20 protein-coding genes are annotated in these 24765 nt (G+C 38.8%); 13 read left to right on the top strand and 7 right to left on the bottom strand.

Annotated elements, in window-relative coordinates; translation table 11 throughout:
* The first annotated feature begins 45 nt into the window (after window positions 1–45).
* The 6 genes from dnaE to NXS00_RS21910 all read left to right on the top strand — a co-directional run bounded on the left by dnaE (window position 46) and on the right by NXS00_RS21910 (window position 8422).
* Window positions 46–4278 carry a DNA polymerase III subunit alpha gene (gene dnaE, locus NXS00_RS21935; protein ID WP_258101427.1) on the top strand — a complete coding sequence of 1411 codons (4233 nt, stop codon included), beginning with the start codon at window positions 46–48 and terminating at the stop codon, window positions 4276–4278.
* Window positions 4279–4402: 124 nt separating this feature from the next.
* Window positions 4403–4726 (top strand): thioredoxin, encoded by a 324-nt coding sequence (gene trxA / locus NXS00_RS21930; protein ID WP_258101426.1) that lies wholly within the window; start codon window positions 4403–4405, stop codon window positions 4724–4726.
* Window positions 4727–4840: 114 nt separating this feature from the next.
* Entirely contained in the window at window positions 4841–5950 is a 1110-nt protein-coding gene (locus NXS00_RS21925) for a hypothetical protein (RefSeq protein ID WP_258101425.1), read from the top strand.
* A gap of 149 nt (window positions 5951–6099) precedes the next feature.
* Entirely contained in the window at window positions 6100–6834 is a 735-nt protein-coding gene (locus tag NXS00_RS21920) for a class I SAM-dependent methyltransferase (protein WP_258101424.1), read from the top strand.
* Window positions 6831–7649 (top strand): class I SAM-dependent methyltransferase, encoded by an 819-nt coding sequence (locus NXS00_RS21915; protein ID WP_258101423.1) that lies wholly within the window; start codon window positions 6831–6833, stop codon window positions 7647–7649. Before NXS00_RS21920 ends, NXS00_RS21915 begins: the two co-directional genes overlap by 4 nt.
* Complete coding sequence (locus NXS00_RS21910; RefSeq protein WP_258101422.1) at window positions 7646–8422, top strand: aldolase/citrate lyase/malate synthase family protein; 777 nt, start codon at window positions 7646–7648, stop codon at window positions 8420–8422. The genes NXS00_RS21915 and NXS00_RS21910 overlap by 4 nt, the downstream gene beginning before the upstream one ends.
* On the opposite strand, the gene NXS00_RS21905 is transcribed toward NXS00_RS21910, so the two are convergent.
* Window positions 8397–9098, bottom strand: a complete 702-nt coding sequence (locus tag NXS00_RS21905; RefSeq protein WP_258101421.1) for a glycosyltransferase family 2 protein — start codon at window positions 9096–9098, stop codon at window positions 8397–8399. The genes NXS00_RS21910 and NXS00_RS21905 overlap by 26 nt on opposite strands.
* Window positions 9088–10053, bottom strand: coding sequence for an NAD-dependent epimerase/dehydratase family protein (locus NXS00_RS21900; RefSeq protein ID WP_258101420.1), 966 nt, complete (start codon window positions 10051–10053; stop codon window positions 9088–9090). Before NXS00_RS21900 ends, NXS00_RS21905 begins: the two co-directional genes overlap by 11 nt.
* 20 nt (window positions 10054–10073) lie before the next feature.
* On the opposite strand from NXS00_RS21900, the gene NXS00_RS21895 reads away from it, so the two are divergent.
* Entirely contained in the window at window positions 10074–11639 is a 1566-nt protein-coding gene (locus NXS00_RS21895) for a hypothetical protein (protein ID WP_258101419.1), read from the top strand.
* Here the strand turns inward: NXS00_RS21895 and NXS00_RS21890 are convergent.
* Entirely contained in the window at window positions 11636–11875 is a 240-nt protein-coding gene (locus NXS00_RS21890; protein WP_258101418.1) for a hypothetical protein, read from the bottom strand. The genes NXS00_RS21895 and NXS00_RS21890 overlap by 4 nt on opposite strands.
* Before the next feature lie 84 nt (window positions 11876–11959).
* Between NXS00_RS21890 and NXS00_RS21885 the strand changes: the two genes are divergently transcribed.
* The 3 genes from NXS00_RS21885 (at window position 11960) to NXS00_RS21875 (ending at window position 14851) form a co-directional block, all read left to right on the top strand.
* Window positions 11960–13117, top strand: a complete 1158-nt coding sequence (locus NXS00_RS21885; protein WP_258101417.1) for a leucine-rich repeat domain-containing protein — start codon at window positions 11960–11962, stop codon at window positions 13115–13117.
* A gap of 17 nt (window positions 13118–13134) precedes the next feature.
* Window positions 13135–13494, top strand: a complete 360-nt coding sequence (locus NXS00_RS21880) for a VOC family protein (protein WP_258101416.1) — start codon at window positions 13135–13137, stop codon at window positions 13492–13494.
* Between the two features lie 61 nt (window positions 13495–13555).
* On the top strand, window positions 13556–14851 hold the full coding sequence (locus tag NXS00_RS21875) for a TlpA family protein disulfide reductase (protein ID WP_258101415.1): 1296 nt from the start codon (window positions 13556–13558) through the stop codon (window positions 14849–14851).
* Window positions 14852–14927: 76 nt separating this feature from the next.
* Here NXS00_RS21875 and NXS00_RS21870 read toward each other — a convergent pair whose 3' ends face one another.
* Complete coding sequence (locus NXS00_RS21870; RefSeq protein WP_258101414.1) at window positions 14928–19175, bottom strand: DUF5689 domain-containing protein; 4248 nt, start codon at window positions 19173–19175, stop codon at window positions 14928–14930.
* A gap of 103 nt (window positions 19176–19278) precedes the next feature.
* On the opposite strand from NXS00_RS21870, the gene NXS00_RS21865 reads away from it, so the two are divergent.
* The 3 genes from NXS00_RS21865 (at window position 19279) to NXS00_RS21855 (ending at window position 21568) form a co-directional block, all read left to right on the top strand.
* Window positions 19279–19632 carry a hypothetical protein gene (locus NXS00_RS21865; RefSeq protein WP_258101413.1) on the top strand — a complete coding sequence of 118 codons (354 nt, stop codon included), beginning with the start codon at window positions 19279–19281 and terminating at the stop codon, window positions 19630–19632.
* Complete coding sequence (locus tag NXS00_RS21860) at window positions 19632–19802, top strand: hypothetical protein (protein WP_258101412.1); 171 nt, start codon at window positions 19632–19634, stop codon at window positions 19800–19802. Before NXS00_RS21865 ends, NXS00_RS21860 begins: the two co-directional genes overlap by 1 nt.
* 1058 nt (window positions 19803–20860) lie before the next feature.
* Window positions 20861–21568 (top strand): hypothetical protein, encoded by a 708-nt coding sequence (locus tag NXS00_RS21855; protein ID WP_258101411.1) that lies wholly within the window; start codon window positions 20861–20863, stop codon window positions 21566–21568.
* A gap of 449 nt (window positions 21569–22017) precedes the next feature.
* Here NXS00_RS21855 and NXS00_RS21850 read toward each other — a convergent pair whose 3' ends face one another.
* From NXS00_RS21850 to NXS00_RS21840, 3 genes are all read right to left on the bottom strand, one after another.
* Window positions 22018–22566: a cytochrome c oxidase assembly factor Coa1 family protein gene (locus NXS00_RS21850; RefSeq protein WP_258101410.1), complete on the bottom strand. Its 549-nt coding sequence runs from the start codon at window positions 22564–22566 to the stop codon at window positions 22018–22020.
* Between the two features lie 264 nt (window positions 22567–22830).
* Entirely contained in the window at window positions 22831–23412 is a 582-nt protein-coding gene (locus tag NXS00_RS21845) for a hypothetical protein (RefSeq protein ID WP_258101409.1), read from the bottom strand.
* 236 nt (window positions 23413–23648) lie between these two features.
* Window positions 23649–24701, bottom strand: a complete 1053-nt coding sequence (locus tag NXS00_RS21840; RefSeq protein WP_258101408.1) for a sugar phosphate isomerase/epimerase family protein — start codon at window positions 24699–24701, stop codon at window positions 23649–23651.
* Window positions 24702–24765: the final 64 nt, after the last annotated feature.

The following is a 24765-nucleotide window of genomic DNA, read 5'->3' as shown; positions in this document are numbered from 1 at the left end:
TTTTTTATTTTGTTGGTTGTTAAGAAAAGCAAACCACCACGCTGCATGTACTTAATCTTTGATACGGAAACTACTGGTTTACCAAGAAATCAGAATGCTCCATTAACTGACTTTGACAACTGGCCAAGACTTGTCCAGATTGCCTGGCAGCTTCATGGTCCTGAGGGAAATCTAATATCTCAAGGAAATCATATCATTAGGCCTGATGGATTTACCATTCCCTTCAACTCTCAGAAGGTCCACGGAATATCTACAGACCGTGCCTTAGAAGTTGGTAAAGACCTCAAAGAAGTACTAGACATCTTCTCTGAGGATGTTAGGCGTGCAGAAGTCCTGATTGGACACAACATTGAGTTTGATAACAAGATCATCGGTGCGGAATACTTGCGAATGGAGCAAGAAAACCTGTTAGAAGGGTATCCAAACATCGATACGGGTCTTGACACCAAAGAATTTTGTGACATACGAATGGGTAACGGGCGTCTTAAGATGCCTCGACTTATCGAATTGTATGAGAAACTTTTCGGCAAGCCTTTTGATGATGCCCACGATGCTGCCTATGACGTAGATGCCACAGCTCAAGCCTTCATGGAGTGTTTGCGTAGGGAAATCATTCCTACTCATGATGGTACTGATCCTAAGTCGATCAAGTATGAAGCTCCTGATCTGGAAGCAGCTAACTTTGCCTGGGCTAGAGAAAAATCCGGAGGTCAATTAACTGATCGAAAAGTATCTGTAGAAGAGATTAATGGTCCTTTCTGTCATTTGCACGTTCACTCACAATTCTCCGTTCTACAAGCTACGCCAAATGTTGAGTCCATTGTAGCCAAAGCGAAGGCTTTGGAAATGCCCGCTGTTGCCCTTACGGATCTTGGTAACATGTTTGGGGCCTTCAAATTTGTAAGATCAGCTCTTGCAGAGGGTATCAAGCCAATTGTAGGTTGTGAGTTTTATGTAGCAGAAAATCGTACTAGACTTCAGTTTACAAAAGATGACCCAGACAGACGATTTCAACAAGTATTATTAGCTAAAAACAAAACCGGTTATAATAACCTGATCAAGCTTTGTTCACTTGGACACATGGAAGGTCTTTACGGCCTCTATCCACGTATTGACAAGGCACTCATAGAACAATACAAAGAAGGTGTAATTGCTACCAGTGGTGGACTTGCCGGTGAAATCCCGAATCTAGTCTTAAACGTAGGTGAGCATCAAGCTGAAGAAGCCTTACAATGGTGGTTAGACCTTTTTGGTGATGATTTCTATCTTGAAATCAACCGTCACAACCTGGACGAAGAAAATCACCTCAATGAAGTATTAATTGGCTTTGCTAGAAAGTATAACATTAAGGTCATTGCAGCCAATGAACTCTTCTACCTGGATGAAGAAGAGTCCAAAGCACATGACGTACTTATTTGTATCAAAGAAAACGAAAAGCAAAGTACTCCAATTGGTCGTGGACGTGGCTTTAGACCAGGACTAAAAAACTCAAGCTATTACTTCAAGAGCGAGCATGAGATGAAATCAGCCTTTACGGATCTTCCGGAGGCGATTGAGAATATCAAGGAGCTCATCGATAAGGTAGAAGAATATAAGCTCGAACGTGATGTATTACTTCCTGCTTTTGAAATTCCGGAAGAATTCAAAGATCCACTGGATGATGAAGATGGTGGTAAACGAGGCGAAAACGCCTTTTTGCGTCACTTAACCTACGAAGGAGCTAAAAAGCGATACGAGGAGATCACTCCCGAAATAAAGGAGCGGTTAGATTTCGAATTAGCAACAATCGAGAACACTGGATATCCAGGTTACTTCCTAATTGTACAGGATTTTACCACAGAAGCTCGAAACATGGGCGTTTCTGTAGGACCCGGAAGAGGATCTGCAGCAGGATCTGCGGTTGCATATTGTATTGGAATTACCAACGTTGACCCTATCGCTTACGATCTCCTATTTGAGCGTTTCCTAAATCCAGACAGGGTATCACTTCCCGATATTGATATTGACTTTGACAATGAAGGTCGAGAGCGTGTAATCAAGTACGTGGTAGATAAATATGGCGCTACTCAGGTAGCTCAGATCATTACCTACGGTACTATGGCGCCAAAATCAGCTATTCGAGATGCTGGACGTGTGATGGAACTTCCTCTACCCGAGACTGATGCTATCGCCAAACTGATTCCAGAAAAACCAGGCGCAAAATTCTCCAAAATCTGGGGAGAAGTTCCTGATTTGGAACGGATGCGCCATGGGAAAGACTTACCTTCTCAGGTATTGAATCAGGCGGTAGTTTTGGAAGGATCTGTACGAAATACAGGTGTTCATGCGTGTGGTGTAATCATCACACCCGATGACCTGACGAAGTTCGTTCCGCTTTCTAAAGCCAAAGACTCTGACCTTTATGTTACACAGTTTGACAACAGTGTAGTAGAGTCCGCTGGGATGTTGAAAATGGACTTTTTGGGTCTTAAAACCCTATCCATTATTAAAACAGCTATTGATAATGTCAGAAAACGACATGGCATTGAAATTGACATTGACAAGGTTCCTTTAGATGATAAAGTGACCTATGACCTATACCAGCGAGGAGAAACGAACGGAACGTTCCAGTTTGAGTCTCCAGGTATGCAGAAGCACTTGCGCGCACTGAAACCCGATAAGCTGGAAGACCTTATTGCCATGAACGCCTTGTACCGTCCAGGGCCGATGGAATACATTCCAGACTTCATCAACCGTAAGCACGGTAAAGCCGAGATCGTCTACGATTTGGCTGACATGGAGGAGTACCTTGCAGAAACCTACGGTATTACGGTATATCAGGAGCAAGTAATGCTTCTTTCACAGAAGCTTGCAGGATTTACCAAAGGTGAGGCCGACGTATTACGTAAGGCCATGGGTAAGAAGCAGCGTGCCGTTCTTGATAAGATGAAGCCGAAGTTTGTAGAGCAAGCAAAGGAAAAAGGCCATGCACAGGACAAACTAGAAAAGATTTGGAAAGACTGGGAAGCATTCGCAGCCTACGCTTTCAACAAATCACACAGTACATGTTATTCTGTAGTAGCTTACCACACAGGGTATCTGAAAGCCAACTACCCTGCGGAATACATGGCCTCAGTGCTTACCCACAACCAGTCCAACATTGAGAAGGTCAGCTTCTTCATGGAGGAATGTAAGAGTTTGGGCATCAAAGTATTGGGACCACACGTGAACGAATCAGGAATGAATTTCGAGGTGAATGCTGAAGGAGAAATTCGTTTCGGACTCGGTGCAATTAAAGGTACTGGTGAATCTGCAGTACAAGCTATTATCGAGGAGCGTAAAGAAAATGGACCGTTCAAAGACATTTTTGATTTTGCGTCAAGAGTTAATCTTAGAGCGGTTAACAAAAAGTCCTTCGAAAGTTTAGCGAAGGCTGGTGGATTTGACTGTTTTGAAGAATTCCATAGACGTCAATACATCGATCCAGATGATGAAGGGTCTACAGTAGTAGAAAAAGCAATTCGCTACGCCAACAAGATGCAACAAGAAGAAGAAAGCAATCAGGTTTCTCTCTTTGGTGGCGGTGGTGAAGGTGATTCTACTGTGGTCATGCGTCCTAAAATTGGCCGAATAGAGCCTTATGGAGATATCGAAAAGCTGAATATTGAGAAAGAAATGGTAGGTCTGTACATCACAGGTCATCCTCTGGATCAATACAAGTTTGAAATGAATTACCTGACGAATTGTACAGTTTCAGACCTTAAAGATTTAGAAGCTATTAAGGGTCGGGAATTGCGCTTTGGAGGAATCATCACCAGTGTGGCTCATAGAACCACGAAAAAAGGTAAGCCTTTCGGTCAATTCACCTTAGAGGATTTTAACGATAGTTATTCCTTCTTCCTGTTTGGACCTGACTACATCAACTTCAAGCCATTGCTAGAAACAGGGTGGTTCATGTATGTGGTCGGCATGGTACAACCTAGATGGAATGGAGTAGATCTGGAGCTTAAAATCATGCAAATGGAGCCTTTGGGTGAAATTCGTGATAAAATGGCGAAAGGAATAGAGTTACAAATGCACCTAGCAGACGTCACACGCATGTTGGTAAATGATCTGGAGAGTTATACTAAGAAATATCCTGGGAGCTGTCAACTGAAAGTGAGCATCACTGGAATCTACGAGGATCGGCCAATTGCATTGGAAATGTCCAGTAGGAAAATGACCATTGGTCTAGAAGATGATTTCTTGAAACATCTCGATCAGCTAGACGGGATAAATTACAGAGTAATAACAGCTTGATAATTTTAAGTTATGAGCTAATTGTCAGACAGCTAACAAATCAAGAGTTTGTCGGAAATAGCATCAACAAAAAATCTATCTTTGCCGTTATCTCATAGACTGAATACATAAACTGATATACAAAATGGCAAAACCATTAGAATTAACCGATCAGAACTTCGAAGAAGTAATCAACACAGATAAACCCGTACTAGTAGATTTTTGGGCTGAGTGGTGCGGACCATGTAAAATGATAGGCCCAGTTGTTGAGGAGCTTGCTGCAGACTATGACGGCAAAGCGGTAATCGGCAAGGTAGATGTTGATTCTAACCCAGAAGTTTCTGCAAAATTTGGTATCCGTTCTATCCCAACATTGTTGGTATTCAAAAACGGAGAAGTAGTAGATAAGCAAATTGGTGCGGTGCCAAAAACGGCATTGAGCGAGAAAATCGACAAGCAATTAGCTTAATCAAGAAAGCATAAAAAGAAGTTAAAATCTCAACCGTTATGGTTGAGATTTTTTTTTATTTAAGGCAATGTTAAGCTAGTTTACATCAGGAAAACACACTCCCTCCAGGCTCCTATGTCACTAACTAGCAGACTCTTACTCATCATAATTACTTCCTCTTTGATATTTCCTTTTTCAGGTTGTAAAAAGGATGATAATGATACCGAAGTAATCAACTTATTAGAAAATCCGGAAGATGGGCCTGTAGCAGGTAATCCAGATGGCAACTATTCCATACCTTCCGCAGCACGGCCTGAAGATGTAACTAATCCAGATCAAGTAATTGGTGATGGTACCCCTGAGATCTGCACTGGTCAACTGGTCATTGATGCCATTTCCAAAGGAGGCAAAATAGTATTTAATTGTGGAGCTGAACCCCTAACGATCACCTTACCAGAAACAGCTAAAATATACAACGATGCCACCGATGAGGTGGTGATAGATGGTGGTGGACTTATCACACTCAGTGGTGATGGTAAAAGACGAATACTATACATGAACACGTGTGATCAGAGCCTTACCTGGACCACATCACACTGCAATGATCAGGAATACCCTAAAGTGACCATTCAAAACATCACCTTCATCAATGGCAACTCTAGTTCTGAATCGGAATACACCGGTGGTGGAGCTATTTGGGCTCGTGGTGGTCAGCTTAAAGTAGTTAATAGTCGCTTTTTCAACAATACCTGTGCTTCTACAGGGCCTGACTTAGGAGGTGGCGCCATCAGAGTGTTTGATCAATTTGAGGATCGTCCTGTATATGTAGTCAATAGCACCTTTGGTGGAGCAGAAGGTTTTGGTAATTCTGGCTCCAACGGTGGAGCACTTAGTAGTATAGGCGTTTCCTGGACGATCATCAACTCCATGTTTTCACACAATACTGCTGTCGGCAATGGAGGCAATCCGGCTCAAGACAATACTCCTGGCGGTGGAAGTGGTGGTGCTATCTACAATGATGGGAATGAAATGACCCTATCCATTTTTGGATCAATCATTGAAGAGAATGAAGTCAATGCCTATGGCTCAGCGATCTTTTTTGTGACTAACAATCATACAGGAAACATTATCATCGATCAATCTATCATTCGAAACAACATCGGTGGATCCTGGTATCCTGTCTACCCAGGCATATCGATGCATGCGGACACTGACATTAAGGTGACTAATTCTACTATTGAGTAAGTCCTCCCTTTAGTCTGGAATCTGATCAATGGGATTAGATTAGTATGCAAATTAAAAAGCTGCTTTGCCGAAGATTTTTCAACTAAATTGACCACATAACTTTCAAATCTCATAATTTAGTTAGAACATCAAGCTTTGAGTCAATTTTAATGAGTAGTCAAATAGTTAAATCATCTATAAAGAATCACAATCAAACACAGCTGGATTATTTCGGTCAAAAGATAAAGAAAACAATGGTTCCTGTTGATAGCTATTATGTCAACAGACATGCCGATAAGATGATTGAACTATCTGGTATAAAACAAACCGACAAAATCTTAGAAGTAGGTTGTGGTATGGGAAAATTCACTTTCCCATTATTAAAAAGAGGATTTAAAGTTACAGGGCTAGACCTTTCCCCATTCCTTCTTCAAAAGCTACTTGAGCACAATAATAATTTATTCAACATCGATCTGATCTGTTCTGATATTCTAGAAATACCTTCAGAATATGACGAGCAATTTGACTATGTTATTGGATTCTTCACACTTCACCACTTCCTACAATTGGAAACTTATTACCAGGCTATGGCCAGAGTTCTAAAGCCAGGTGGAAAAATTTGCTTCATTGAACCTAATGCGTATAACCCTCTATACTATGTTCAAATAGCTTGCACACCAGGAATGTCATGGGCTGGAGATAAAGGTGTAGCTCAAATGACACATACCAAATTCAAAAGAGCAATAGACTATGCAGGATTGAAAAACCTTCATCTAGATAAGTATGGTTTTTTTCCTCCATTTGCTGTAAATAATAAATTCGGTCAGAAAACCGAACAAATAATAGAGAAGACCAGAATATTTAATAGTATATCTGCATTTTTATCAATCTCGGTAACAAAATGAAAGTTGCTGAATTAGCGTCCAACATAACCTTATCAGAGAATAAGTATTGGGTAACTGAAGAGAAAGAAAAGGTTTCTTACACTAAAAATGGTCATGAACTTATCAAAGAGAGTGAGGAAAATTCATTCTGGTTTAATCACCGTTTAACTTGCTTAAATGAGCTAATCAAGTTATACCCCATTAAACACATGATGGATATTGGAGGTGGAAATGGGCAAATCTCCGAATTTCTTCAGTCAAAACACATTCAAACCATACTTTTAGAACCCAGGTTAAGTGGAGTGAAGAACGCCCAAAAAAGAGGTATTGAACAAATAATATGGGGTTCACTTCAAAATATAGACTTTAAACCCAATAGCATTGAATCTGTTGGCCTATTTGATGTATTAGAACACATAGAGAATGATAAGGATATAATAGCAAGCATACATGATATTCTATTGCAAAATGGAACGCTTTGGATCACCGTGCCTGCATGGCAATTTCTCTATTCTGAATTCGATAAAGAGGTCGGTCATTTTAGGAGATATAATTTAACTGAATTAACGACGATTTTAAAGGAAGCAGGATTCAATGTACAGTATAAGTCATATCTGTTTTTTCTTCTCCCATTTGTCATCTGGCCGGTTAGAAAATTTTACAAGCTTCAGAAAAAAGAAACAAAAAGGAGAAAATTTGGACACATTGATAAGTCGTCATTCATTGGGATAATCTTAAAGTTCATTTTAAGAATTGAATCTTATATGATTTCAAAAAAGATGCATATCCCCTTCGGATCCACGTGTTTAGTTGTAGCTAAAAAAGAATCCAAATGAGCAAGTTTGAACTCTGGGCTTTCTATTCATCTCTCGAACTTCTTCACAAAATAGACTCCCCACTCCTGACAGGTTATATTGTGGATTTAGAGAAAAAAGGCAAAGAATTGCGTCAGTCCCTGTATGACACTCAAATAACAGAACACCATCTTGATGACCTGACTACTGCAAGAAACAACACCAAAAAAGATATCATTTGTCGAATTAATCCTCAGTCGCCAATAAATACATCTGAAATTGACAATGTCATTGGTGAAGGTGCAGATGAGATACTTTTACCTATGGTACGATCGGTCAGTGAAGTTGAAAGAGTATTGAATTACATTAACAACAGATGCAGATTAAGCATTATGTTGGAAACAAATGAATCATTATCAGCTGTTGAAGAGTTGAACACACTGCCTTTAACCAGATTTTATGTGGGGTTAAATGACTTAGCAATTTGCAATCATAGAGCAAATATTTTCACCCCTATGATTGATGGCTCTTTAGAATTAATAGCTAGAAAAGTTAATAAAAAATTTGGATTAGCAGGCCTTACTCACCCATCACTTGGTGCTCCAATACCGTGTGAAGTTATCATTAGAGCTATGAAACGTCATGGGTGTCACTTTGGAATCCTCAGACGTTCATTTTATCGTGATCTCAACCAATATGACGCGCAAGAAATTCTTGAAAGTTTAAGCAACCACTTTTGCCACAATGAATTAGACTCTGATCTCCAAAGTCAATGGATGTCCGATAAATTTACAATTTCAAATGCTGCTTTTTAATTCTCCGAGTTTTGATTGCACAAAATGCTGCTATGTAGGCATATTTCAATCTTTTTGAAAACGTAAATGAGGAAGGGTATTGCGAAATATCTCGAATAGCTTCCAAATATTCAATCCTATCTGACAATAAGGCAATCATTACAGTTAAATAAGGTTTTTTTAACTGACCACAAGCTGCTAACAAACGTTCTTTCACTTGAGAATCAATCAAATAAAATGAACCAGCATTGGGGTGTAAGCCCGTAAAGATTTGCAAAATGAATTTGAACAACCTGGAAGTTAGCATTCTTGATCTGGATTGATAAGCTCCCAATCTTTTTACAAATATGGAAATCCCACTACTTGAATATACCTTCAAAAGATTTGGAATAAGCTCTGGCTGATCCTGAAGGTCACCATCCATAACAATTATCATTTCTCCTCTGGCTTTTCTTATTCCTTCGAGAGTAGCACTTTGCTGGCCAACATTCTTCTCAAGACTTATAATTCTTAAAGAGCTATACCCATTAGCTAAATTTTTTAAAACATCATGAGTATTGTCAGTAGAGCAGTCATTAACAAATATCAATTCATAGGAAATCACATCGTTCACCTGCTTATAAATCCGTTCAGTTAGCTCAAGTATTGCTAATGCATTGTTATACAGTGGGATAACAACACTTAACTTATAATCCATATTCTTCAAAATACCACTTTATAGTTTCGTCTAGACCTTTTTCAATGCTCCGGCTATTCTTCCAACCTAATAATTCTTCGGCTTTTGAAATATCAGCCACATATTCACCTCTATCATAAACAGATGGCTTAAGCTCTCCAGATTTTACTAAATCTTTTCCAATCACGGATTCAATAAGACATATTATTTCCCTTGCAGAATACTGCTTTGAAGAACCAAAATTCACCTCACAACCATTTTCAATTTTATTAATTGCCATAAGCAACAACCCATCAATGAGATCTTCGATATAGATATAATCTCTTTTGTAACGATCATTAGTAACACTCATTGGTTGATTGTTCATAATACACTCGATAACCTTGATGATTAACTTATAGCTGTGATCTCTTGGACCATATGCTCTAAAAATTCTTGCTATCCTGATCGGCAAATTCAATACCTCTGCACCAAACACACATAAGTTTCTCTCATTAAGTTTAATTAAGCCACGCTCTGTAGCTGGTTTCAAAATGGTTTTCTCTGATAAAATATAACTTTCTTCGTTCCAATGATATATTGTCGAACTACAGCCATGCACAAAAGCCCGCAGATTAGAAGAGGTACATGAGGCATGTAATAATGTCATCAACAGACTTGAAGTACTTCTCAGCTGATCTGCAAATACATCGATAGAAATAAGTTCTTTATAAGCCGGCTGTGCGAGATTAAAAATATACTCCGGAGATAAATCGATTATTTTAGTTGTTAATAAATTCGCTGATAAACCTGTAACATCAATTAGGTTTATTTGACTTTTTACGGCTTCAATTCTATTTAAATGAGATGTGGTCCTAACTATTACATGGACATTTGCTCCATACGAAACCAATCTATGAACTAAATTCGAACCAATAAATCCAGTCCCTCCTGTAACAAGGATAGTTTTATTAAAAAAATGGGTTTTAAAAAGCATTCGTGTGCAAACGCGGTGATATGAATAATAATATGCTGAAGACTAAATTAGCTCAAGAATCCATCATACCATATTTCATATGGTTTTTAATTCCAGTAGGAATTGTCTTAGCCTTTTATCAACCATTTCAACAGCCTATTTTATTTGATAGAGCTTACCTATTGTTCATGTCTCAAGTGGTAGAGCGAGGAGATAAACTTTATACTTCAACCACATTTGGGTACACTCCATTATCAACATTGTTTATTGGATTTGTAATGAAGTTTGGGCGATTTTTTCAGCTCAACACTATTGAATCAGCAAGAATATTTGGAATCTTCTTTTATGGAATAATCTCCGTCAATTTCTACCGACTTTGTCTTACAGTGTTTGATAACAAGCACGTAATCAACCTTACAACTATATCCTTCATTGGGCTAGATTATTTTGGAATTTTGAGTTCTGTAAATGCAGAACCTAAATTATGGGTTTTACTATTTACAATATTGGGACTAAAGAGCTTTATACAATCTAGATGGTTTCTTGTTGGCTTATATTTTAGCCTTGGCGCCATGTGCTGGCATGTAGACGTTTTATCATTAATTGCCTGTGGCATCACACTTCTAATAACTTTCAAATCCAAACTTAAAAACTTACTCAAAGTATTTGCAGGAACTTTAGCAGGAACTCTACCAGTACTTTTATACTTATCAGTAACTGGCCAATGGACTGACTTCTGGAATCAGGCTGTTTTGAGAAAACTGACTATTGAAGGAGAAGAATTGGGGGAATCTATATTTATATGGATTCAAAAGGGTATATATCCAGCATATCTAACTGAATCTTTACATTTCATTATTGGATTAATTGGGGTTATAATTTTAATGACAGTACTTTTCATAACAAGAAAAAAAGCTGCTGTCATGAAATTCAGACAAACTGATGGCCTATTCATTGTTATTTATTGTTCGATTTGGGCACTATTCAATTCTCTTGAATTTCAATCTAATGTGGATCTTATCCCCTTAATACCTGTGGTAATAATTGGCATGGGAATAGTGTATTCTATACTAATTCAGTCTGATAAAAACTCGAAAACAACACCTATCGCTTACTGTTTAATTGTAGCTTATAATTTTTACAATCTTATTGGTTTGAACCTACCTTTTACTTTTCAGGATCAACTACAAACTTATCGAAAACTAAACGAACAATACGGTAATGGACTATCCATAGGAACTACTAACTATTATGCGGTAACAGAATCAAAAAACCCATCAAAACTCACAAATTTTCTTCCTTATGAAGAAGCTTTCTTAGGAGACGAACTATTATGTCAAGCCATTCAAAACTCACTTATTCAGAATAACATCACATACATTATTGAATTAGATAGAAGTAAAAGAAACCGAAGTGAAGCACAAGAAAACTTAATACAACTTATTGGGAAAGGAAAAAAAACACCACACTCGCGCACTGATTGTGCAGAAACCCTAATTAACAATAAAACTGCTGTTGACTCAATTACCATCAAACTTCAAGCGATATATTTTCTTGATAATTATTACATCAATGAGAGTTTCATGATTTATGACATAACTAACTAAACCACCTCTACTTTCTGATTCTTAGTGGCAGCGTCAAAGAATTTGGTAAAGCTTACTTTTTGCCCGGTTTCATCAGAGACGTAGAAATATTCCTTTCCTTCTAGCTCTACCGTACAGACTCCTAGATCGTATCTGAGTGCTTTCACCTTCCCTCCTACTTCTACCGGCATGCCGTTGATATCCAAAATTGGTCGAGGGCCGTCTTCTTTCTTTTTCTTTCTAAATAAGCCAAACATTGCGTTTTGTTACTATCCATTCTGCATGAGTCAACAGAAGATTTCTTTTTAAATTGTAAATAACTAATTAACACTTCATAAATCATGAATAAATTTCTTTCTCCAATATTCCTGTTATTATTTACTTCGACTGTAGCCTTTGGTCAAACACGGCATGTAGATAGCGGGTTTGAAAAAGGATATTTCAAGAATGAAGTCAAAGTTAGTTATTGGCAATATTCTGACAATGGAACAGATCTATCTCTCAAATTTAACTATAACAATGGATCAGTTGTATACCTAAAAGAACAACCGAAACCATGCTACTTGAAAATTGAAAACATCTGGCAATTAGTCATTCCAGAGGTTAATCCCAGAATGGTCGGAAGTGAAGGTAAATTTTATTCGCAAATCTCCAGTAATTTAGAAATATCAAACAGTAATCGCACTGGTGTTTTTTATGTAACCTTCGAAATAGACAGTATTGGTACACCAAAAAACTTCAAGATTGAAAATGGTTTCGATGCAGAGTTAGCGATGAACGCTCTAAATGCGGTATCATCAACATTACCGGATCTATGGATTCCCGTACAATTTAAAAATGTTCATTTCACTACTCGTTTTGCCATACCGTTTGTAATTCAATCAGTAAGCTCTTCAACTCCTCTAAAACTGCAGCTAGATGATTATAATATGATGAAAGAAATTGTAATTACAAAAAGTACTGCAGCGAATTCAACACCTTACAAACGTCATATTTATCCAGAGCAAATAAACCTGTCACATCTAGAATTAGATAAACTCGAAGGTCCGATATTAAATAAACAATTACACGCAATAATACTAGATGATAATAATTTCGACAGGATTCCAGTGTTCAAATTCTCATCTTATTTAAAATACATCAACCTAAACAACAACTCATTCAAAATTTTGTCAAAAGATTTTGAAAAATATAAGAATCTATGGGCTCTTAGCATAAGCAACAATCAACTCACCCAACTTGATATAAACTTTAAAAAACTTAAAAATCTAGAGTATTTGGATCTCAGTTTCAACTATTTATCTCATATTCCGAATTCAATTTCAGAACTTCATAACCTTAAAACTTTAAATCTTTCATACAATAAGCTAAAGACAATACCTAAAGAGTTATTGACACTAAAAAATTTAAGCTATCTAAATATTGAAGGAAATGATTATTCTCAGTCTGAAATTGAAGAAATACAAAAAAACTTAACATCAACAAAAATAATTTTCTAGACAAGCAATCCTATACTATGAACCACCACATCCAATCCATCCGCACATTTATAGGAGCCAAGGACTTTAATGAATCACGTGCTTTTTACACTGCTTTTGGTTTTGAAGAAGTACCTTTAGGCAATATGTCATTGTTCAAGCAAGGCAATTTCGGTTTTTACCTTCAAAATGCATATGTCAAAGATTGGGTGGATAACTCCATGATCTTTTTGGAAGTGGAAAACACTGAACAACATAGAAACGCTATTCTTGCTTTGAACCTTAAGAAACAATTCCCTAAAGTTCGCATCTCAGAAATCGTCAAAAACGACTGGGGAGAAGAATACTTTGTACATGATCCTTCTGGGATCCTTTGGCATATCGGGGAGTTTTATTGACACATGTAATAATTTCAATAGTCAATCAGTTATATTTAAATATCCAACTTAATGATTGACTATGACTAGAAAAATAATTCCATTTTTCATTTTAATTTCTTCCTTCACCTTCTCATGTACGGAAAAGAAACAGATTAAAACAAATGCCAATTTGATAAAACTCGAAACAGAGTTCATTAAAGGATATGGCCCATTCAGTGGTGGAATGACAAGCCTTAGCTATTCAGAGAAAGATTCAACCAGCTCCTGGTATAGAACCAGTTCTGAAGTGACAGGTATACCGAACAATTGGGAGAGCTATTTTACAGATGAGTACTGGCTAAATTCTGATCAATTCGTTTACCAAAATTATAAAGCTGGCAAACTAGACTCTGCTTTTTTCTATTATTTAGTTGAGTCCTGGAATATTAACCTTGACAATACTGAATTCTCTGACACACCAATTATCTGTACCGCCAGCGTAGTTGTTAATACTGGCTCTCCAGAACTAGAGTTCATTATTGACACCAATGGTGATTTAGATTTTTCTGATGAAGAGATTCATCAACCAATTCCATTCAATGATTGGAGTAAACAAGACTCCCTCTCAAGACATTCAATATTAGTTGATTATGAATACATAAAAGATGGTGAAGTACAAAGTATGAAAGTTCCAGTTCTTATTTTGAATTCAGATGCGCACAAAAATCTTCTTATTGGAACTCCTTTGCATTTAAAAAGTACACTAGAAGGCACAGATATTCTTATCAATTTTGGCTTTAGACTATTGACATTTAACAATAAAAGCAGTCTTAAATTAGCGGGAGCTAGCAGAATTGATCAACCAACAGAAAAAAATGAATATATCGTCATCAATAATAGCCGCTATGTAAATCTGGGGCTAGAAGCCAATACTAGAAATCTTTTGCTTTACAAAATACCATCTGACAGTTTAGTAAACTCTACCCAGGTAGGTTTTCACGCCATCCCATTCGAAGAGAATACATTTATCACTGACAAAAAGGTATCTCTGGATAAATACAAAGGCAAGTACTTATACATGGAATTTTGGGGAAGTTGGTGTGCACCTTGCATAAAAGAAATCCCAAATTTAAAGCACGCATACTCCAATTTAGATAGCTCAAAAATCAAGTTCCTTGGTATTGCAAAAGATGATTCAACTAGCCTTCATGAGCTATTATTAGATAAAGGTATTGAATGGGATCAAATACTCAGAAACAGCTCAGAGGGAATTATAGCTGATTATAGTATTGAAGACTATCCAACTTCCTTACTAATCGATGTGAAAGGAAATATTGTTGCTAAAAATCTAAGAGGCGACAATCTATTAGATACCCTGAATTATTACCTTAATTAACCTGTGAATAGAATACAAATAAAAAAAGGATCAGCTTGTCAGCCGATCCTTTTTTATTGCATTAGCTAATAAGCTATTAGAATGCTCTTACCATCACGAAAGATGCTGTAAACGCACCACCATCATCATATACTTTTACATAGAAAATACCCTTGTATGGAAGTGATACGGTATGAGTAGATTCACCTGATGGAACAGCAACCTCCTGTGTGGAGATGACATTCCCGAAGAAATCATGAATGGTCACATTCACATCCAAAGCATTGCTAAAGTCAAACATCAAATCCTGAGAAGAACTCCATGGATTGTTTGTAGACTTACATGATCTTCTTACCACATTTTCACAAGTTCCCAAAGTCCATCCTTTGCTTAGGAAGTGATCCACAAAATGCTCATCCACACACAAGGTCACTCGACCATTGCACATCTGAACACCTGTTCTGGCCCATCTACCATAACCTTTTTCACATCCAATATCATCGATAAATACTTGTGCTGCTACCGAAGCAACCTGACCAGCAGCATCTGTGATAGTCACTGCAATCAGTGAATCTGTAAAGTCTGGAGTGATCTCAACTGAAGCTTCAACTGAACCATTGCTCCATGAGAAATAGTAAGGCTCTAATCCACCTGAAACAATTGGAGAAACGGTAACAACTTCTTCATTATAACCTTTCGTCAAACTAATATCAGATAAAGACTCTACAACCAAAGGAGTCACAAATTCAAACACATCAAATCGTGAAACGACTGGCAAGTGATCTGAAGTTGTTCCAGAGTAGTTGTCAATCAGATTGAACGGAATGAACGTGTAAACTGAGTTGTCAATGTAAGAATCGTATAACTCATCTGTAATGGTGATATGATCAATCATGTTGTCAGAGAATACATACGATCTAAATCCTGCTTCACTCAATATCTGAGATACTGGAGTATATGCTGCAGTGTCGTTTACGAAGTTGGCATAAGGCGTTACACCACCACCACCGATTGACACGTCTACATCATCATTGTAATCACCCAATACGATCACCATGTCGTTTGCATAATACGCATCCAACGTATCTTTCAATGCCTGAGCGTCATAAGTCTTACGAGCAATATCGGAAGATCCGCCACCAGACTTAGCATGTATGTTTACAAGACGAACAGTTGCTGGCATGCCCTGAACGTTTACATCAGCAGTTACCATGTATGGCAATCTTCCACTAGCCCAGAAAGATGAAGCACTTCCTGTCGGGTAATCGCTCATATCGGTAGTCACGCCGGTTCTTGCATCTGTATAGAATTGCTCGAACAATACTTGCTCGTCAGTGATAGTTACTGTATTCGTGTTATAGATGAAGCATAATTGTTGCGCAGGGAAATTAGGATCTGCTGGTTCAAATGAATAAGAATACACATCTGAACAAACTCTCGCATAATTTCCTAAGGAATCAACCAAAGCGTCCAATAGACCTGTATCAGACACTTCCTGTACAGCGATGATATCAGCATCGATCGCTTGAATCATGGTGATGGCATTTTGAAGCTGAAGCGCCACGTCAGAAGGACCGTAGTTTGGCAAAGTAGATCCAAAGAACTCCATGTTCCAGGTGACCACATCAAAAGTGCTGTCTGTAGAAATATCCGTTCCTCCAGGAGTGTAATCCTGAGCATCTGGAATATCCGCTTCGAAACGAGGCAACAACTGAATAGCTCCATTATAGCTACCAATCACGCCAGTCACTGTAGTTACTCCCTGTGGCTTCAACTTTCCAATTAGGCTTTCCACTTCAGCATCTATTCTCAACTGAGTGCTTCCTGATCCATCAGATATTCCATAGTTGGAGCCTGGGTAGAATAAGCCTCCATCATCAAAAGTCACATTGGTAATAGTCACCAACTCACCTTCATGGTCTGCCAATTCACTGATTGTTAATGTATCTGCATAAACCGGATTGCCTAGAGAAAGTGTATCTAAAGAAGTAATGTTAGTCACCTGTAGCATTTGACCAAATTCGCTCAAAACACCTTGAACCTGAATTTGATCACCAATTTGAAAAACTCCTATCCCATGTACCGATGTATCGTAAATACCAATACCTCCTGTGCTATCCTGAATGTATGCAGGTCCAGCAAATTGATCGGTTGCCGTTAAGATACCCGCAATGATGATTGAATCTCCAAGGCTCTTAGCACGTGCTTCCGCAATAGAAATCAACACCAATGAATCTGAACCAGGGCCTGGATCAACTCCACCAGAACCAAAAGATTGTCCAGTGTTGATCGCTCCAAAAGTAGCAGCAATAGCCTCAGACCAGGTAAAGTCTGTGTAAGCAAAACCACTTCCTATCAATTGCAAAGAGAATCCTACTGGAGTAGATCCTGTCTCTGCCACACCAATGTCTTCTGATGTCATACCAACAGCAGGACCATCTGTAGCCACAAATGAACCTTCGTAGCTTACAAATTGCACTACGGTATCCTCTGCGTTCACAAGAGCAACACCATCAGGAGATCCGTTCTGAATGCCTGAAATTGAGAAATACAATGTTCCGAATCCATTTTGTTGGTTAGGAATAATCCCTGATAATGAAGTCGTATTATAAGATCCGCCACCATTGCCATTGTATAAAACGAGTGACCATCCAGCAAGGTCTAAACCTGCTGTACCGGCAATCTCAACTGCTTCGTCTACATCGCCACTTGCATTGTCATAGTGTATCTCGTTAATAAAGGCAATTTCTGCTGCTGGAATAAATGTTTGTCCATCGTTTATCAGATCATACGTACTAGCTACATCTGCAGCCCACGTAAAATCAGCATAAGAGCTTCCTGTTCCTTGAAGCTGTAGTGAAAAACCTGCAGCCGTAGAACCACCTTCTACAACCAAAATATCTTCTGAAGTCAAACCATCAGCCGCTCCGCCTACTGCATCGAATGACCCTTCGTAGCTTAGGAATTGAATCACAGCATTTTCAGGAGAAACCAATGCAACTCCATCTGGGCTTCCATTTTGCAATCCAGAAATAGCAAAAAACTTCGTTCCGAATCCACTTTGCTGATCAGCTAAAACACCACTCAGTGAAACAGTATTGTAAACAGAACCACCATTTCCATTGTAAAGCACTAAAGAATAACCAGACAAATCTGTTCCTGCAGTACCAGCAACTTCTACACCTTCATTGACATCTGCACTTGCATTGTCATAGTGCAATTCGTTGATCCATAGATCTACCACACCTGGAGTCACAACAATTGTGGTATCATCTCCATTTCCTGTGGTGTCAGATGGATTGCCTATTACCTGGTCAATGTTTACAGCATCGAATGTATTAGCACTTTCTACCCAGATAAAGTCTTCAAAATAATATCCTGTACCTGTTAGCTGTAAGGAGTTGCCAACCAACGTAGAACTGGTTTCAGCAATACCAATATCAGTACTTTCCAAACCAACAGCAGGACCATCGTTAGCAATCAGCGTACCTTCATAGCTCAAGAACTGTACTACGGTGTCTTCAGCATTAACTAAAGCGATACCATCTGGTGAACCATTCTGAATACCAGAAATAGCGAATGAAATAAATCCATAGCCCCCTACTTCATTGGTGAATACACCTGAAAGTGAAACTGTATTGTAAACCAGGCCATTGCTGCCATTGTAAAGCACCAATTCCCAATCTGTAAGATCAATACCTTCTGTACCAGCAAGCTCAATAGCTTCGCCCACATCGCCACCATCATTGTCATAGTGGATTTCGTTGATGAAAACGACTGCCTCAGGTGCAGCTCCTATAAACTCTTGAGTAGCATTAATCAAATCGTATGAAGAACTATCTGGAGCAACCCAGGCAAAGTCAGTATACTCTGATCCTGAACCTGTCAGCTGTAAAGAGAAGCCTTCTGGTGTAGAGCTGGTTTCACTAACTACGATATCCGTACTTAGCATACCATCCGCTGCACCACCTACTGCAGTAAGTGTACCTTCATAGCTTAAGAACTGAATGACCGTAGTATCCTGTACCAAAGCTATACCATCAGGTGATCCATTTTGAATTCCAGAGATCGCAAAAAAGGCCGTTCCGAATCCATTGGATTGATCGGTCAATGTGCCCGACAATACTGTCGTGTTGTACACAGCACCATTGCTACCATTGTAAAGTACCAAAGTGTATTGTGACAAATCAGTACCAGCTGGACCAGCTATTTCGATACCTTCACCAGTGTCTGTACTGGCATTGTCGTAGTGAATTTCGTTGATAAAGACTGTTTGTGCGATGGAAGAATGCACACCAAGCCCAACACCGCATAGCAATGCGGCTAACATGACGAGTTTTTTCATTGTTGAAGTGTGAGTTTAATTCAACCGCAAAAATCGCATTTAAATCGCTGATACCCTAATGGTTGTAGTTTAAGGTTATGTGAAGTTTGATCAAATGATTAAGATGACGATATTTGAGAAAATGGACAAATGGGAATTTAAAACCTTCATATTTCAACCAAATAAGGCAAAAACCATCAAGTATCTAATCTATGATATTCTGATAGTCATTGGAATAGTTGGGGCCATTATAACTGTCTTCCTTGAGCCAATGACATTGTATTTCTTGGCTATTTTAGGTTTGAAATTATTCTTCAAATTGAATATTAGAGATTTGAAGTTTGAACGCTCAGTAAAAGATTTTGGAGGTATCGGACAATCAATTACCATTACTGAACAAGGGATTCAGTTTGAAGATCAATTTATTGTTTTTGCTCAAGCAGAAAGTCTTGTTATCTATGTTGATGAATATAACTAATGCCAAAGCAAGTATTCTGGACCCACCATGGAGGAAACAATGAAATTCGAATCACTAAAAATGGGAAAGTCACCTCTTTCAACTATTACATCGCTTCCAAAGGAGATTTTCATTACATGGAGCATTTAGTAGCCCGGATTGAGGAGAAGTATCCCCCTCAATTGATTTAACTCACCGCTTTACCAGTTTTCTCAAGCAAGGCTTTGGTAGCTATACTTCCTTTATTAAGAAACTTATGGATTTTATCTTTTGTATCTATTCCCTGTCATCTTAATGGTTGTAGGTTATGTGAAGTTTGGCTGAACTCAATTGAGTAATTGCGTATATTTATTAAAAGTCAAATGCCATACAGATGTTAACTGAAACCTTCTATCATGTATACAACCATGCGAACGGTGACGAGAATTTATTCCGATCAGAAGAAAACTATCATTATTTCTTAAGACAATGGGCTAAATACATTGAGCCAATTGCAAGCTCATACGCTTATTGCCTTATGCCTAACCACTTTCATTTTCTAATTAAAACCCATAATCTTGATCAACCTTTTGGAAAGTTTGGAAATCGAACCGCGTAGGTTTTCCAAAAGTTCGCTAGTAAACAATTTTCAAACTTATTCAGCAGCTATACACAAGCCTTCAACAAAATGTATAATCGCAGAGGGAGCTTGTTCATTCCTAATTTCAAAAGAAAAGAAATTACCTCAGATGAATACCTTACTGCTATAATCATCTACATCCATAGAAATCCTTTACACCATGGCTTTACAAAAGATATTATGTCATGGCCATATAGCTCTTACGAAGCATTCTTAGTCAACAAACCCACTCGACTCAAAAGACAAGCAGTTAAAAATTGGTTTGGAACAAATAAGAGTTATTTAGAAAGTCACGATTCGGAAATAAAGTTAACTGATCACAGCTTACTAATTGATTGGTGAACATCTATAATAATTGTATATCCAAAATAGCAGCCACAATGCACTGCGCCTGCCGGAAAGGTCGGTTTAGCAAGTCAAAATCCAGAAAGAAAAATGTGGCTAGAAGTACAAAAGCAGCACAGTGGACAAGTTCATAGTTGACTTGCAGAGAAGTATCCCCCAAAGATGGATTAATCCCCTCCAGCCCAATTTGAGGTGCTTATCAAACATTTATTGGCCAATAGCAGGTTCATTGATTATTTTTAGTCATATACCGAGCAAAACAGTGACTAACTAAGCACATGAGCTATGAATGAATCAAGCTATGAAACCTTACTACCACAGATACTCAACATCTCCGATGAGGCCATCAAGCAACCTAACCTGCCCATTGCCACCTTCATTCAAGAGGCAAGCGACCTGACCGAATGGGTTAGGGAAGATATTGACGAACTGAGCACTGCAGGCATAGATGCCTCCATTGTGGAGACTCTATTAATACAGACCAAAGCACTGATACACGCCCAAAGTATCTGTGTAACTCAACAGCTCTCAACTGACCAAAAATACCAGCAATACCAGGTAGAACGCGCTCAAGCAGAAACACTAAGGGATGAACTTACCACTGCTTTCCGGTTTGCCTTTAGTGATCACCCAGATCTACTCAAACAAAAAAAAAGCAAACGAGGCAGGGGCAGCATTGCCGCGCTCGTTCAGGACCTATATCAGCTATCCATCCTTGGGAAGGACCAGGACCACCAGGAAGAACTCTCTGCAATAGGCTTTAATCTGCAGCAACTGGACCTGGCGGCTACTTCGAGTCAGCTCTTGAGCCAACTCCATGCTACCGTAACGCAACAGAAGTCCCAAAAAACCAATAACCGAAAAATCAGAAACAAGGCCTACACCTTGCTGAAAACAACGGTTGAACAAGTCCGTGCCGCCGGCAAGTATGTATTTCGGAACCATCCAAGCCGACTAAGAGGCTATAAAAGCGCTCATTGGGCTCGCAAATAGTCCTCCATACATTTTTTATCATCCCCATTTCTATGCAGTATGTTTTCATGGCACAGCATTAGCCTCTCATGGGTACTCATTTATCATTCATGGCACCTCACTTTTATCTCATACTAACCATGACTCCATTATGCATTACCATGAACATATTTTATTTGGCATGAATATAATAAGTAACCGCAGGACAAAATTTCATTTGGCATAATAGCTTGATTAAATATTGGAAGGCTACACAGATTGGATGATGGTACTGGAGAGCTACCAAGCACATGATTTTTGTTGGCATGGCTCCTACCCATTCAGGAAAGCGTTTGGTGCTTGCCTGCACAGAGAACTTTTTAATGTTTCGCATTTGCCATGCGGTAGTATAAGTTAGAAACTTGAAGATTTAAACATCCGCGTTACAAACGCGGATGAGAAAGAGGAAGCACATGCGCAAATACATCATGTTAGCGAGATATTCCGGTTAGCTTAAAGTTCCACGGTTGATCGTCCCTTTTTGTTAGAGTTACCGTCACATATCGGTAACCTTCATCTCCCTTTACTAGAATTTGATATTCAGCTGACCCGAAAGTTCGGCCTGAATTAGTTGTTATTGAACTAGAGCCAGTTACAAGCCATCCAAAACTGTTTATTTCTCCAACGAGATCGTTGATTTGCTTGCTCTCTCTAAGTTGTTCCTTCGCTACTTTAAGTGCGTCGGAGAATAGAAATATTGAATTGACAGTTACAAATAGAATAACAAACAGAATATGTAAGGCCGTTTGCCAACCCGACCTAAAATAAGCTTTGAAAATCCCTATTTTAATTAGCAGTTCGGTTATCAAAACTACTCCGATGGATCCTGCAAGAAACGCGAACCCCACTGTGCTACTTTCCCAGAAAAAGTAGATTTCCAGATTTCTAGCAATCAGACCATAAATCATAAAAACAAGTCCTGCAATTGTCAGAATCTTAATTACAGGATGGAGTTCGTGCCAGAAGTTCTTTATATCCATTCAGATGATTTTTCTCACTAACGCCCGTGTATGTCGCTGTGTGTGCTCACACTTGTTTAATTCTGATAAAAGTAGCTTATCTGTCGCGCCTGGCCAAGGGGTGCATTCAAAGTTTGTAGAAAGCAGTGCGTTGTGAAGTGAAAAATCCTGCGAGATGCGGCAAGTAGAAAGCACAGCACTATCTCAGCGGTAGATTCATGGCGAAGTTCGCACTGAAGCCTGCAAAGTGGCAGTTTGGCGCATTCGTGCTAGCACTTGTTATCCTCATTTCATTTTGTTCATGCGCAAAAATTCGTTTCTGCATTCGATGAACTTTCTTCGTTGTTCCACAGGAATCAGTTCCTGAAAGTATTCGGGTTCGTATGATGAAATTATTCGATGATGACCGTTGCTAATAACTTCAAATGAGTCCGTTGTTCCATCTGTTTTTGTCCAGAGTGTTCCAGATCCATCTTCTCTTACTTCTTCATGAAGGTTCAGAGAGTCAAGCTCAAAATTCCAAAAGTCGCGAGAATCGAAGAATGTTAGGAGTTCCTGAAACTTACCTTCACCAAATGAAAGTTTCCTTGACTTGGTTCGGATGATGTTTTTGTTGCCATCGAGTTTTAGAGTCAATTTAATCCGTTCCCATTGTCCATTGGTTCGTCCGTATATGATGTAAACCTTTTGTTGGCTCCAATAGGAATTCCTAGAAAACGCAAGTACTTGATCGTATTCATCCGAGAATTCTGTCCAAATGATTGAGTTTTGTGATTCTTCAGTTGACAAGTTCGTTCGTACTTCTGTAAGTTCCTGTCCCAAGAGAATAGTTGGCAGAATAGTCAGAGTTAACAGGAGTACTTTCATAGAGGAAGATTGAGGATAACAAATTAGTTTCAACATGACCGGTCATGCTGTTTTTTATACATCATATTTACTTATTCGTTTTAATAAACGTTTAAATACGGATAGTATAGATTATTCCTCCAAAATAACGGAATCTCACCTACCAATCAAGGTAATCGAAGAATTGGATAGCTCTGTAAACAAAAAAGCATCCACCAGTTGGCAGATGCTTTCCAAAATTCCTTTTCACAAGAATCTTAACTCACCGCTTTACCAGCTTTCTCAAGCAAGGCTTTAGTAGCTTTGATTCCTTCTGGCTCAGAAAGCTCTGCACCTTCGTATTCGATATCGATGTAGCCTTTGAAGCCAGCATCTTTCACAATCTGAAGCATTTTGAAGTAGTCTGTATTCACTTCGTTGCCTTCTGCATCAAACTCATGGGTCTTACCACTCACGCCCTTGGCGTATGGCATCAGCTCTTTCACCCCCTGGTATTTATCATATTCTTCCTTGCAGCTGCCATGCCAACCATCTATACAGAAGTTACCAAAGTCAGGAAGTGTACCACAGTAATCACTCCCCACTCCTTCAATCACAGAGCTTAACCACTGACCATTGGAAGAATAACCACCATGATTCTCTACAATCACACTGATTCCACTCTGAGCAGCGTAATCCGTTAAACGGCTCAAACCATCAATCGCAGCAGCTTTTACTTCTTCAGCTGTACCTTCTCCAGCAGCATTTACGCGAATGGAGTGACAACCAAGGATCTGAGCAGCATCTACCCAGGCGTAATGGTTTTCAACTGCCTGAATTCTCGCTTCTTCGTTGGTATCACCCAGATTTCCTTCTCTGTCACACATGATCAGCAAACTTTTTACACCTTGCTCATCACATTGCTTGCGCATATCATACCAAAACTGCTTGTCATTCTTTTTAGAGAAATAGAACACATTCACGTACTCTACTGCTTCCACACCAAAATCTCTCTTGGCAATAGTTGGGAAGTCTACCGGCTTTAGTTCACCTAGAAGTACATTGTCTGGACTTTCATCCCACAACTTCCCGAAATTATCCCACGAACTGATAGCATCTCCGAAAAAAGACCTGTGCAATGACCACTGCGCCAATGAAATTTTGAAGAACAAGTCAGCAGAAGCTTCCACCTTTTTGGTTTCCTCAGTAGTCTCTTCAGTTTTTTTAGATGGCGCTGAACATGCTGCGATCCAGTTGGATGCCCCCAATATGCCTAGGGCTGCTCCGCTTACGCCTAATGTCTTTAAGGTCTTTCTTCGTGTATTTTTCATGATTATAGGTTCTGAGTTTCAAGTTAAAGGTTTTATGTTATAGGTTTTGGGTTGTTTAAAGTTC

The sequence above is a fragment of the Marinoscillum pacificum genome (assembly GCF_024714495.1).
GTDB lineage: Bacteria > Bacteroidota > Bacteroidia > Cytophagales > Cyclobacteriaceae > Marinoscillum > Marinoscillum pacificum.
Note: the sequence above shows the minus strand (reverse complement) of the source record. Positions and strands in the feature narration are given on the sequence as shown.